Annotated in this window: 8 protein-coding genes; 3 read left to right on the top strand and 5 right to left on the bottom strand. The window is 58.9% G+C overall.

Going from position 1 to position 12,886, the window contains the following annotated elements; all coding sequences use genetic code 11:
- Positions 1-528 (top strand): RNA 2',3'-cyclic phosphodiesterase, encoded by a 528-nt coding sequence (thpR, locus tag QNJ86_RS06890; RefSeq protein WP_283831870.1) that lies wholly within the window; start codon positions 1-3, stop codon positions 526-528.
- A 340-nt stretch (positions 529-868) separates the two neighbouring features.
- Here the strand turns inward: thpR and QNJ86_RS06885 are convergent, their stop codons facing one another.
- A complete protein-coding gene (locus tag QNJ86_RS06885; RefSeq protein WP_283831869.1) occupies positions 869-1,021 on the bottom strand; it encodes a hypothetical protein in 153 nt (50 codons plus the stop codon).
- A 68-nt stretch (positions 1,022-1,089) separates the two neighbouring features.
- Between QNJ86_RS06885 and QNJ86_RS06880 the strand changes: the two genes are divergently transcribed.
- Positions 1,090-2,436, top strand: coding sequence for a Na+/H+ antiporter NhaC family protein (locus tag QNJ86_RS06880; protein ID WP_283831868.1), 1,347 nt, complete (start codon positions 1,090-1,092; stop codon positions 2,434-2,436).
- A 261-nt stretch (positions 2,437-2,697) separates the two neighbouring features.
- Positions 2,698-4,122 (top strand): amidophosphoribosyltransferase, encoded by a 1,425-nt coding sequence (locus QNJ86_RS06875; protein WP_283831867.1) that lies wholly within the window; start codon positions 2,698-2,700, stop codon positions 4,120-4,122.
- A gap of 523 nt (positions 4,123-4,645) precedes the next feature.
- On the opposite strand, the gene QNJ86_RS06870 is transcribed toward QNJ86_RS06875, so the two are convergent.
- The 4 genes from QNJ86_RS06870 to QNJ86_RS06855 form a co-directional block, all read right to left on the bottom strand.
- Positions 4,646-5,635, bottom strand: coding sequence for a diaminopimelate dehydrogenase (locus tag QNJ86_RS06870; RefSeq protein ID WP_283831866.1), 990 nt, complete (start codon positions 5,633-5,635; stop codon positions 4,646-4,648).
- 138 nt (positions 5,636-5,773) lie between these two features.
- Complete coding sequence (gene fdhF, locus QNJ86_RS06865) at positions 5,774-8,491, bottom strand: formate dehydrogenase subunit alpha (RefSeq protein WP_283831865.1); 2,718 nt, start codon at positions 8,489-8,491, stop codon at positions 5,774-5,776.
- The gene (locus QNJ86_RS06860) at positions 8,484-10,268 is read right to left on the bottom strand and encodes an NAD(P)-binding protein (RefSeq protein ID WP_283831864.1); all 1,785 of its coding nucleotides are present in this window, start codon (positions 10,266-10,268) and stop codon (positions 8,484-8,486) included. Before QNJ86_RS06860 ends, fdhF begins: the two co-directional genes overlap by 8 nt.
- A gap of 104 nt (positions 10,269-10,372) precedes the next feature.
- A complete protein-coding gene (locus QNJ86_RS06855; protein WP_283831863.1) occupies positions 10,373-12,631 on the bottom strand; it encodes a nuclease-related domain-containing protein in 2,259 nt (752 codons plus the stop codon).
- Between the last annotated feature and the right edge of the window lie 255 nt (positions 12,632-12,886).

Raw genomic sequence — 12,886 nt, 5'->3', positions numbered from 1 at the left:
ATGCGTACGTTTATTGCTCTTGAACTGACCGAACGCTTTGTTGCGGACACGGCGGGGTTGGCGCGCCAGCTGAAGGCTTCCATCGAAGGACGCTTTCTGGCACCGGATACCTACCACCTGACGCTTGCGTTCCTGGGCGAACTGCCGGAAGCTGACATCGCTTCAACCACAAGCGCGCTCGAAGCTGCCTGCTCCGGCATACCACCCATCCCGCTCAGCAGTGATGGCCTAGGGAAATTTGGCCGCGCAAGCGACGCAACGCTCTGGCTTGGCATCACACCTACCCCCGAACTCATGCACCTCGCCACCCGCGTGCGCGACGAACTCGCCGCCTGCGACCTCCCCTTCGACGACAAGCCGTTCAAACCCCACATCACCCTCGCCCGCCGCGCGCGCATCCCTAAAGCAGGCCTTCCGCCGCTTCCCTTCCCCCGCAGCGAACGCGCCAACACCGTCACCCTCTTCAAAAGCACCCTCACCCACGACGGCGCACTCTACAAGCCGCTCCATACCGTCAAGTTGAAATAATGGCAATTGCCCAAGAAGGCTCGGCTGTCCCACAATAGTCCCACCCGACAAACTTCAACCGTATATAGTGCCAGCAAGTTCATAAACAGCACAGCGCAACACCAAAAGGGATGAGACAGCCATGCAACAAGACTATGGAAAGTTCAACAATTTCGAACTAACCACGAAACTTCCGAATACCTGCGAATACCTGTTTGTCGACGTGCCTAATCATCGCGCTGATCAGATATTCATACGCAACCAGATTCCTGTTCGATTCCGTAGAAAAGAACTTAGTTCCGGGGATTCTGCATACGTAATTATATTTTGTCGCTTCAAGAAAAAATATCGAAGCCAGTTCTTAGAAAGCATGGCCGACCTCGAACGATGCATGCTCATAGAAGGCCATACAGATTACACCAAGTTCTGCGCCGAGCTGATGAAAATGCTTGAAAGCGAATAAGCAAACAGCTTTGCCTACCTCAGTCGAATCATTACGACCCAACTCAGCCATACTCAGGTCCCTCTCCAGGTCCTCTCTTGCTACAATAGGCGCACGCGAAAAATGAAGGGGAAGAGATCATGGAAGAGAACAACGCGCGCACTACTGCTGAACCCGCCAAGAAGGGCAATGTGTCAGCCCTGCTGCCTATAGGGGTGTTTCTGGTATTTTACCTGGGGCTGGGCATTTTGTTTGAGTATGGCATGGGTATCCCCATGGGCTTTTATAACATTCCTGTTGTCGTCATCTTTTTGGTTGCGCTGCTCGTGGCGTGCGTGCAGAATCGCAAGCTTCTCTTCGACGAAAAGCTCACCATCATGGGGCGCGGCATGGGCGACAAGACTATCGTTACCATGGTGCTCATCTTCATGGTGGCTGGCATCTTTGTGGGCACCGTCGGTCGCGATAGCGCAGAAAGCGTGGCCTACCTGCTACTTTCCGTCGTGCCGGTACAGTTTGCCGTGGCGGTTCTGTTCGTCGTCAGCTGCTTTGTGTCGCTCTCCATGGGCACGTCGGTGGGCACCATCACGCTCATCACGCCTATTGCTGTGGCTGTGTCAGCCGCGTCGGGCTTCGATCTGCCGCTCTGCGTGGCCTCCGTCATGGGCGGCGCCATGTTCGGCGATAACCTCTCGTTCATCTCCGACACCACCATCGCGGCCTGTCAGGGCCAAGGTTGTCAGATGAAAGACAAGTTCCGTGAGAACTTCAAAATCGCACTGCCGGCCGCGCTGGTTTCGCTTGTCATCATTTTGGTGCTGTCGTTCGGCGCCGACCTTGGCGACTCCGTCACGCACGAGTATGACCTGATCCAGCTCATCCCCTACCTCATCGTACTCATGGGCGGCATCGTGGGTGTGAACGTATTTGTGGTGCTGCTGCTGGGCATCCTGTCCGGTTCCATCATCATGGTGGCCACCGGCGCCACAGCAGCCACCGACCTGCTGGCCAACATGGGCTCAGGCGCTGCGGGCATGTTCGAAACCACTATGGTGGCGCTGCTAGTGAGCGCCATCTGCGCGCTCATCCGCGAACACGGCGGGTTTGTTGCGCTGCTGAACGGCATTAAGAGCCTGTTCAAAAGTAAGAAAGGCGGCCAGCTGGGCATGGGTCTGCTCGTGGGCGCCATGGACATCGCTACCGCCAACAACACGGTAGCCATCGTCATTTCAAACCCCATCGCGGCTGACATGGCAAAAACCTACGGCATTTCAAAACGCAAAACAGCCTCGCTGCTGGACACCTTCTCGTGCGTGTTCCAGGGCATCCTGCCCTACGGCGCGCAAATGCTTGTAGCCATCTCAGCCGCAACCGAACTCGGCTTCGCTGTATCCGCGTTCCAGATCATCCCATTTTTGTTCTACCCGTTCCTGCTTTTGCTTAGCTCGCTGGTGTTTATCTTCCTCATTCCGGAGAAGAAGCGCTAAGAGATGCAACAAAAGTCCTTTATCTAGCAGGTTGATCGTAGGGCAAGGGCTCTGCCCTTGCCCTACGATCAACCTGCACGTAAAACTTTTATTGCAGTCGCGACCTTCCGCCGCCTGCCGCCTTCCCGCGCGGCAGGCGGCGTCTTGTTGTCTTCCTTTTGTTGCCGATCGTTTAAATATTCAGTATTTTCCAGCACCGCCGCATGGCGAGCTTTATACTAGAGCCTTCCGACGGCAAAGTGGCGCAACGAAAGGTAATCAATGGGCGGATTCTTTGGGGCGGCAGCGCATCACGACGTGGTGCTTGATGTGTTCTTCGGCGTAGACTACCACTCTCACCTGGGCACAAAGTGCGCAGGCATGGTGTTTCATGACGCGGAGTCGGGTTTCCAGCGCGAAATTCACTCCATCGAGAACACCCCGTTCCGCACGCGCTTTGAGGACGATCTGCCCGGCTTCCACGGCATGAGCGGCATCGGCTGCATCAGCGACACCGATCCGCAGCCTTTGCTCGTGCGCTCGCACCTTGGCACGTTCGGCATTACCACCGTTGGCGCCATCAACAACGCCGAAGCGCTGGTAGAAGAAAACTTTGCCAGTGGCGGCCGCCAATTCATGGCCATGAGCTCGGGGAAGGTGAACACTACCGAACTGGTGGCTGCGCTCATCAACCAGAAAGACGACTTCGTCTCGGGCATCAAGTACGCACAGGATGCCATTGAAGGCTCGCTCACGCTGCTCATCATCACCCAAGACGGCCAGATCATCGCCGCGCGCGACAAGGTGGGCCGCCTGCCGGTGCTCATCGGCAAGAGCGACGACGGATTCTGCATCTCGTTCGAATCGTTCGCGTACCACAAGCTGGGTTACCGCGACGAATACGAGTTGGGGCCGGGCGAAATTGTGCTGGTCAACCCTAACGAATACCGCACCATCTCCCCCGCCGGCGACAAGATGAAAATCTGCGCGTTTTTGTGGGTGTATTACGGGTACCCGAACTCGAACTATGAGGGCGTAAACGTCGAGGTCATGCGCTATCGCAACGGCGCCATTATGGCTCGCAACGAGGCGGCCGACGGCGGCGTGCCCGAGCTGGATTACGCGGCCGGCGTGCCCGATTCGGGCGTGCCGCACGCCATCGGCTACGCGACAGAGAGCAAAACGCCCTTCGCGCGCCCGTTCATCAAATACACCCCTACGTGGGCGCGCTCGTTCATGCCGAGCAACCAAGAAGTACGCAATCACGTGGCGAAGATGAAGCAAATTCACATTCCGGAACTCATCAAGGACAAGAAACTTTTGTTCGTGGACGATTCCATCGTGCGCGGCACGCAGCTGCGCGAGACGGTGGACTTCCTTTACAAGTGCGGCGCCGAGGAAGTGCACATGCGCTCGGCCTGCCCACCCATCATGTTTAGCTGTAAGTATCTGAGTTTCTCCAGCAGCCGCTCCGACATGGAGCTGATCGCGCGTCGCGTAGTGCAGGAACTGGAAGGCGACGAGGGCCAGAAGCATCTCGACGAGTACGCCAACGGCTCTACCGAGCGCGGAAAGTGCATGCTGCGCACCATTTGCGAGCAGATGGGCTTCGATTCGCTGGGCTATCAGTCGCTCGATGGCATGCTGGAAGCTATCGGCATCGACCCTGAGCAGGTGTGCACCTACTGCTGGACGGGGCGTGAGTAGTGCGCCTGTTGGCAGGTACTTCGCCTGTAGAATAGCTCGCTAACCGCCCGACGGCCCCCGCCGTCGGGCTTTTCTTTTGTCCCATTAGTGGGACAGTTGCGTCTTGCGATTTCGGTATGCTGTGCAGCATAACAAACCGACGCAAGGAGATACCCATGAGCAGCGCAGCCTACGCACCAAACCCTCCAGCCCCTCGCCAGCCGCAACAACCCCGCGGCACCCACGCCCGCCCGAGCACCACTATTGAGGTTCGCGTTATCCCAGGTGGCCTACTCACACAGGAAGAACGTCCCCGCCACGTCAAGATACGCGTCCACGGAACCCTCCAAGGATCCCCCTACCACCTCTCATCCCGCGAACGCGCCATAGCCACCGCAAGCGGCATAGCCTTCACCCTCATATCCCTAGCCGCCGTACTTGTGTAACGCAACTCGTTATATAAGTGAAATAATTATATAAAAGATAACCCTCGCTGGAGCGTTTCAGCAAGGGCTATCTTTTCGTACATATATTGTGGTTTTGCTTACAGCAGATGCGCGCGGAGGTCTTCGGCGCTTGCGGCGGATAGGTAGGCGGGCGGGATGTCGAAGAGGGTTTTGCAACCCTTCTGGCCTTCCTGGCTCAGGCGGTGCGCGGCGCGGGCGCAGGCTACCAGCACACTGCCAGTGAACTCGGGGTTTGAATCCAGCTTGAGTGAATACTCAATCACGTGAGTGTGTTCGCCGTTCGCGCCGGTGGCGCCGGAGCGGATAACCGAGCCGCCGTGCGGGATGCCAGCATGATCACGATCGAGTTCCTCCTGTGTGATGAACGTGACCGTGGTGTCGTAGTCGGCGAAGTAGTTGGGCATCTCCACGATGGCCTTCTCGATGGCGGCTTTGTCCGCCCCCTCCTTGGCCACAACAAAGCACTCGCGTGTGTGCTTTTGGCGCGTCGTCAGTTCGGGCATTTCGCCGGCACGCACAGCCTCAAGCGCTTCAGGCACCGGCACCGTGTACTGACGAGCGTCCGCCACACCCTCGATGCGGCGAATGGCATCGCTGTGACCTTGGGAAACGCCACGACCCCAGAACGTGTAATCCGCACCCTCGGGCAGGATGCTGGTCGCATACAGGCGCGCAAGCGAGAACATGCCCGGATCCCAGCCGGCGGAAATAACGGCTACCGTGCCCGCTTCCTGCGCCGCCGCGTCAACATTCGCGAAGTGCGTGGGGATGTTCGCGTGGGTATCGAAGGAATCCACGACGTTGAACAGGCGCGCGCAGGCCGGCGTCTGCTCGGGCAAGTCATTCGCACTGCCGCCGCAGATCACGAGCACGTCAATGTCATCCCGATGCGCAGCAAGGTCGTCGGCGGAGTACACAGCCACGCCTTCGGTGAGCGGCTTCACGCTCGCCGGATCGCGCCGCGTGAACAGCGCAACCAACTCCATGTCGTCGTTTTGACGACAGGACAGCTCCACGCCCCTTCCCAAGTTGCCATATCCCAAGATGCCGATGCGCGTTTTCGCCATGTCTCGCTCCTCACCGCTCGATCAGTTTCTGTCGCACCGATCATCCATGAACATCACCCGCCCCGTCAACGCAAGCCCCCCAACTCCAAGAAAGCCCCATCGGGCTGAAACGCGTTGGAAACGAAGTGCAGTGCTACCCTAGCCTTCCGCCTTCTCCACACGCACCGCGCAGACTTTGTATTCGGGGGCTTTCGATACGCGGTCGAGGGCGGGGTTGGTGAGCCAGTTGCTGTTGCCGTCTTGGAAGTGGAAGGGCATCCAGGTTTCGCCGGGGTTAGTCTTGTCGGACACACGCGCGGTGGACTCAATGGAGCCGCGGCGCGACGAGACGCGTACGCGGTCGCCGTCGGCAACGCCAAGCGCTTCCGCGTCATGCGCGTTGATCTCGATGAATGAACGGTTGGCTATTTCATCCAACCCCTCGGTGCGGCCAGTCATCGCACGCGCGTTGTACTGGTAGAGAATGCGGCCCGTGGTCAGCATGAGCGGATACTCCGCATCGGGCAGCTCCGCCGAAGGCTGATACTCGGGCGTCGAGAACGCGCCGAGGCCCAGGGCGAACTCTCCCATGTGCAAGATAGGCGTGCCAGGATGACTCTCGGTCGGGCACGGCCACTGCAGGCCGCGACCGGCAACCTCCGCGCCGTCGAGCCGCGCATGACTCACGCCGCCGTACGAAGGCGTGACCGCGGCAATCTCTTCCATAACCTCGACGGCGCTCAGCTGCGGCTGCGCATACCCCATGCGGTTCATGACCTCGGTGAACAGCTCCGTATCGAGGCGCGCGCCTGCCGGCCCATCCACGGCCTTGCGCACACGTTGCACGCGCCGCTCAGTGTTTGTGAACGTGCCCTCCTTCTCGGCATAGCTGCGCCCAGGCAACACCACATCGGCATACTTCGCCGTCTCAGTGAGGAAGAGGTCGTCCACCACCAGAAACTCAAGCGCCTCAAGCGCACGGATAACGTGTCCCGTGTCCGGGTCGGTACGCACCGGGTCTTCGCCGAACAGGAACAAGCCTTTGATACGACCCTCTTGCATGGCCGGGAAACACTCGGTCGCCTTAAGCCCGCGCTCCCGCGGCAACTCAGCACCCCATGCCTTCTCGAAGCGACGCAGCGTCTCGGGGTCGGCCACCTTCTGGTAGCCGGGAAGGTCATCCGGTCCCGCACCCATGTCACACGCGCCCTGCACGTTGTTCTGGCCGCGTAGCGGATTCACGCCGCCGCCAGGTTTACCCAAATTGCCGGTGATCATTGCAATGTTCGACAGCGCCATAACGCCATCGGTGCCGGTGGAGTGCTCGGTCACGCCGAGGCAGTACACAATGGCAGCCGCGTCGGCCGCGGCATACATCTTCGCCGCCTGCACGAGATCGCGCCGGTCGATGCCGCACACGTCCTCCACCCACGACGGCGTGCAGTCGCGCACCGTGGCGGCCAGAATCTCGAAACCCTCAGTGCGCTCGCGCACGAAGCCCTCATCGTACAGTTCGTTCTGAATGAGATAGTTCACCATGCCGTTCGCGAACGCAACGTTCGTGCCCGGGCGCAACTTCAAGTGGATATCAGCCTGCGCCGCCAGCCCAATGTCGCGCGGGTCAACCACAATAAGTCGGCAGCCGCGTTCGACCGCGGCACGCAGTTGCATGCCAATGACCGGGTGCGCTTCTTCGGGGTTCGACCCCACCAGCATAATGACGTCCGCGTGGCGGGTGACATCCTCGATGGAGTTCGTCATCGCGCCGGACCCAAGCATGGTCGCCAGACCGGCGACCGTGGGGGCGTGTCAAACACGCGCGCAACAGTCTACATTGTTCGTTTGAAGCGCCGTTCGGGCCATCTTCTGGAACAGGTAAATGTCCTCATTAGTAGCACGTGAACAGGCGAAGGCGGCAAGCGATTCTCCACCGTACTCGTCGCGCAGCTCCGTGAACCGGCGCGCCACCACATCGAGTGCCTCATCCCAACCAGCGGGCTCCAACTCACCTGTGGCAGCGTTGCGCACAAGGGGCGTCGTCAACCTATCAGGCGCATCGACGAAATCGAAGCTGGCCGAACGTCCCTTCACGCAGAGTAGGCCGTTGTTCGATGGGCCGTCGGCCGCTTCGGCATCTACAATGCGACCGTTTTTCACCACTAAGTCCAACTGACAGCCTACGCCGCAGTGCGGACACGTCGTACGCACGCGCTCCGTTTCCCACGAGCGATACGCTGTGCGACGCTTCTCGGTGAGCGCGCCGGTCGGGCACGCCTGCGCACAATTTCCGCAGCTCTCGCAGGTTGTTGCGCGCCAGTCCTCGCCGAACGGTGCCTCAATAGTGGTACGCACGCCGCGCTTCGCGGCAACAAGCGTGTGATTGCGCGCGGCCTCGTTGCAGGCACCCACGCAACGCTGACAGCGAATGCACAGGTTCGGGTCGTAGGTAAGGAAGGGGTTGCTGTCGCGCACCGGTTCGCGCTTGTGCGTCACCTCGAAGGGGGAGCCCGTCACACCGTATTCGCGGCAGAGGTCCTGCAACTCACAGGCACCATTCTTCACGCACGAGAAGCAGTAGCTTGTGGAATCAAGCCCGTGATCAGCCAAAATCAACTCAAGCGCCATCTTGCGGTACGCCACAACACGCGGCGTATCCGTGGTCACCACCATGCCCTCACGCACGCACGTCGCACACGCGGACACCGGCTGGTCGAGGCCTTCTACCTCCACCACGCACACGCGGCACGACGCCACCGCCTCGCGTCCCGCAAAATGACAAAGCGTCGGAATGCGGATGCCTTCCGCGCGCGCCGCTTCCAAAATGGTTGCGCCTTCGGCAGCCTCAAGCGCCGCCCCGTTTATCATAATGTTAGGCATACTGCTCCCTGCCTCCCTCAAGCACGCCGCAGCCGAAGTGGTCGCAGCGCAGGCAGCGCCCACACTCCTGTTCAACTTCCTCACGGCTCATGCCCACCTCAACGTCCTTGAAATCCCGCCTGCGCTCGCGTGCCGGGCGGTCTCCCAGTTCCACACGCCCCTTGGGTGTGCGATCATTCGGCTGCGCCTCGGGCACCTCTACCTCATAAGCCAGTTTGTGATGATAACCCAAGTACTCATCAATATTGCGCGCAGCCACTTTCCCCGCCGCGATAGCGCGAATGACCGTCGACGGCCCCGTCTGACAGTCACCACCCACGAACACATGCTCAAAGCCCTCGGCGCGCAAATGCTGGTCAGCGTCGAAACGGCCCCAGGTAGTCTTCATGCCGAATTCTTCGAATGGCCCGGCACCAACATCCTGCCCCACCGCGATCAGCACCGCATCCGCCGGAATACGTCGCTCAGGCTTGTCGGCAGCCACCGGTGCAGGCCGGCCACCACGAACAGCCCCTATCATCTGCGGCTGCGTGACCAGCGCCGCGCAGTGCCCTTCTTCGTCCACCTCAATGCGCACCGGCGCCTCAAGCGTAATCAACTCCACACCTTCGGCAACCGCGCTCTCCACTTCGGCAGGCAGGGCCGTCATATCCTCGCGGCGACGCCGATACGCCACCGACACTTCGTCAGCCCCGGCACGCACGGCAGTGCGCGCACAATCCATGGCCACGTTGCCGCCGCCCACCACAACCACACGTTTGCCCGTGAAGTCGGGATATGCGCCGTCGCCGATGGCACCCAAAAGCTCCACCGCCGACATAACCCCCGCGGCCTCCACGCCCGGGATACGCAGCGCCTTTCCCGCCTGCGCACCCACCGCCACGTACACAGCATGGAAGGTGTCAGCGATGTCGCGCAATTCGCGCGCGTCAATTTCCACCCCGCAGCGCACCGTGATGGTACCGGCCTCCATGATGCCGCGCACGTCTTCGTCAAGGCGCTCGCGCGGGAAGCGGTAAGCGGGAATGCCATAGCGCAACATGCCGCCCAGCTGCTCGCGCGCCTCAAACACCGTCACGCGATGCCCCATAAGTGCAAGGAAGTATGCGCAGGTGAGACCACTCGGCCCGCCGCCGATGATAGCCACCGTGCGCGCCGTATCCATATTACGCGGCGGCGGAGCCACCGTGTCGGCAGGAGCCTGATCAACGGCGTAGCGCTTGATACCACGAATGTTCACCGGCGCATCGATAAGCGTGCGGCGACAACGCGCCTCGCACGGGTGCTCACACACAAACGCACAGGCCGTGGGGAACGGGTTGTCCTTGCGCACCACGTTCACCGCGCCGGCATAATCACCCGCCGCTACGCACGCAATATAGCCAGGCACATCCACATGAGCAGGGCAAAGCGTCTCACAGGGCACGGTTTGGCCGACGCCTTCCTGGCAGCAGCCCTCAGTCACGTGGCTTGCATGTTCATCCGCGAACGTCTCTAAGCCGTCGAGAAGTGCGGTGGCAGCCTCATATCCAATTGCGCAGTCCGACGTGTCGCGCACCATTTCCGCAAGCGCACGCATACAGGCAACGTCCGTCTCATCGGCTTCGCAGGCCACCACGTGCTCAAGCAACGTCACCAACTGCGGCAATCCGTCGCGACACGGCACGCACTTGCCGCAGGTCTGCGCAGCCGCCACCTGCAAAAGCGCCAGTTCAAACGCGAGCGGGCACATACCCGGCGGCACCGCACGAACACGCCGCGCAAAGCGCTCCGCCATCACAGCCACCTTCGCATCATCCCGCGCTCGCCGCGCCATTGATAGCTCGCCCAACATCTCCTCCGCCCCAAACGACTTCTCTCCCCGCCATTCTAACGCAACCCTCAAGCCGTCAGCCGCAAACCGCTGTCACCGTCGGTGATCTTCTTAACGTGCTCACCCACCTCTACACCTTGAGCCGTTCCATACGTCGCAAGAAGCCGTTTCCCCAGCGCAAACAGCGCATCGTGAGACAGAACGCTCTTCTTCATGCGCGAGCGTTTCTCAAGGGCCTCTACCAGCGCTTGCTCACCCTGGGGCACACACCCAATGTACAGATTTCCCACAAAGCCTGCTCCTGTTGTCTCGAATGAACACGGGTCAACAAACACAAGCACCTCGTGTGTGGAGTTGACCGAATATGGCGTATCAACCAGGGTAAACTGCGCGGCATGGCGGGCAACAGCAACAAGCGGATACCCCAGCAACCGCACATCCGACAAACCCTTCCCTTCGCCACCATCTGCAAGCACCGTCCGTGTTAACGCATCAGCCAGAATGTTAGCCGGTCTCCGCATGACCTCAATGACGAAAGCGCAACTCGGCGTGAGCAGCACGCAGTCAACCTGCTCTCGCACGTTCGTACCGGGAAACCCCCGCTCTACTCGGGGAAGGTACAGATTCGGAAGCAACACGCTCCCCCGAAGCGGCGAGCCAGATGTAGCAAGTGCCTGACACAGAACCTCGAATACCCGAAACTCTGCCGCAATGCTTTCCGCCTGCACATCACCCCATTGATAGTCGAGGTGAAAGGTTCCTCGTTCCCCGTAGAAGGGGGTAATATGATACTTGTACTCATCTTCCGCTCGTTCCAGTGTAATACCCGTCCGAGCAAACCACGCACTACCGTAATAGCGAAGTTGAGCAAGCCTACGAAGGCCGCACTGAAGCTCAGCAGCGTTTGCGCGTGCATGCTGTTCCTCTTTCCGTAACTGCCGCACCTGCTCATGGCGCCTCAAAGCTTCCACATGCCGGCGCCAGGGAAGTGAGGGGAGGAGCGCCGACTCCTCTTTAGCCACTTTAGCCGCACACCCTTGAGCAATGTGATCAAGATGTTTGATCTCCTGGGTGATCTGACGGGCAAACCCATCGAGTGCAGCATCGTTCAATGGCGCGCCACAAATACAGGAAGCACCCGCCTCTTCCTCACCTTGCAAGTCATCCCATCCAAGCCGCGTTCCGCACTTTCGACAGATAAAGACAGGGCGAGCGCCTTCCCGCTCGCGTCGGGCGGTCAGCGCCATACGCACGTCCCTCATTGAGCCGAGCTTAGTCTGCAAGCTATCGGCTAGCACGTTAACCTTTTCCGGTGAGAGACACTCATCATGCAATCTAAACTCCTGCTCCATTGCAGTGAGTGTTTTCTTCCAATCGCAAGGACAACTCCCGACAAATCGGCGATTTCTGAACGAGGAAGCATTTGTCGTGAATTTAGTTGGGTTAACGAACACTGCCATACGCAACACGTTCTCAGGAGGATACTCTTTACACCAAGCCGTGAGGGCTTCGGCGCTCTGGTCAGCCTGCCTTAATGCCGCCGAAACCACCTTCCCAACGACAGCATCTGCTCCATATGTTCTGGTCGTTTTTGGAAATGTACAGTTTACTTTTGTTCTTTTGTGTTTGACCTCAATCACAAACAAACACCGCGTAGTTACCACGATGATGTCCGCTTCGTGAAAACAATCATCTTGACCCATGTTGAGACACGGAACATAAAGGTTATGCAAAATTCGGGATCCGAACAGAAATGATTGTGGGGAGATCGCTTCGCGGCGAAACCGCTCAATCACCTCAAACTCGCCAATAACCCCTCTTTCGCACGTATTCTTCGCTGGCGGTCGAAGTTCATACCCCTTTTGCAAGGTGTAAAAGGGGGTAATACCTTGATTCTGTCCTCGTTGGAGTGGCACATTACCTTCCAAAAACCATTTCCCCGAGAAATAGCGCGAATAGGCGAGGGCCTGTATCTCTTTTTCAAGACGATCTACCTTCGCCAAAAGGGATGTGCGCCGATGCCGAGCGCGTGAAACCAAGTATGTCTCTAAAGAGTGTACTCGCGATAACGGCCCTTTGCTCACGAGTGGACTTATTGCTGCTTCGGCACAAAGCCCCCACAGCGATGCGCGAGCTTTGAGGTATTCTTTGTGAACCAACAGCTTGCGGGCCTGCTCATCAAAACCGTCTTCATCAAGTCGAGCACCACACTCGGCGCACCGATGCGGTCGCTTCTCTTTACGCAACTCGGACGGAGAAACGACAGCACCACAGCGATAACACTCCACATGAGCATTAAGCCCACATGACCGATCTTTCGCATCCATGTCTGCCCCTAACCAACCGTATAAGTACGTGCATTACCTACTAATACAATGAGTTGAACAGGACAGATTATCTTTTTACTCATATCTTTACCTTTCCCCAAGCTTTCAAGTGAGGAAAAGTCTACACGCGGAAAATCTTCCACACGTCCCACAGATGGGACAGGCGCAAAGAAACTTTTACGTATGATGCTCGCCACACCCACAAACCCAAGGGAGGCATCATGTATGAACCAGCGCGACAGTTTGTTACCTATT

Origin of the sequence: Gordonibacter faecis (assembly GCF_030077735.1) — a bacterium.
Classification (GTDB): domain Bacteria; phylum Actinomycetota; class Coriobacteriia; order Coriobacteriales; family Eggerthellaceae; genus Gordonibacter; species Gordonibacter faecis.
The sequence above is the reverse complement of the archived record's forward strand: the minus strand, read 5'-3'. Positions and strand labels throughout refer to the sequence as shown.

What these genes read in the sequence shown, in the direction of transcription:
- QNJ86_RS06885 (WP_283831869.1), bottom strand. Translation starts at nt 1,021, where the DNA reads ATGGCTGAGTTGGGTCGTAATGATTCGACTGAGGTAGGCAAAGCTGTT.
- QNJ86_RS06860 (WP_283831864.1), bottom strand. Translation starts at nt 10,268, where the DNA reads ATGGCGGAGCGCTTTGCGCGGCGTGTTCGTGCGGTGCCGCCGGGTATG.
- QNJ86_RS06855 (WP_283831863.1), bottom strand. Translation starts at nt 12,631, where the DNA reads ATGGATGCGAAAGATCGGTCATGTGGGCTTAATGCTCATGTGGAGTGT.
- QNJ86_RS06880 (WP_283831868.1), top strand. Translation starts at nt 1,090, where the DNA reads ATGGAAGAGAACAACGCGCGCACTACTGCTGAACCCGCCAAGAAGGGC.
- thpR (WP_283831870.1), top strand. Translation starts at nt 1, where the DNA reads ATGCGTACGTTTATTGCTCTTGAACTGACCGAACGCTTTGTTGCGGAC.
- QNJ86_RS06870 (WP_283831866.1), bottom strand. Translation starts at nt 5,635, where the DNA reads ATGGCGAAAACGCGCATCGGCATCTTGGGATATGGCAACTTGGGAAGG.
- QNJ86_RS06875 (WP_283831867.1), top strand. Translation starts at nt 2,698, where the DNA reads ATGGGCGGATTCTTTGGGGCGGCAGCGCATCACGACGTGGTGCTTGAT.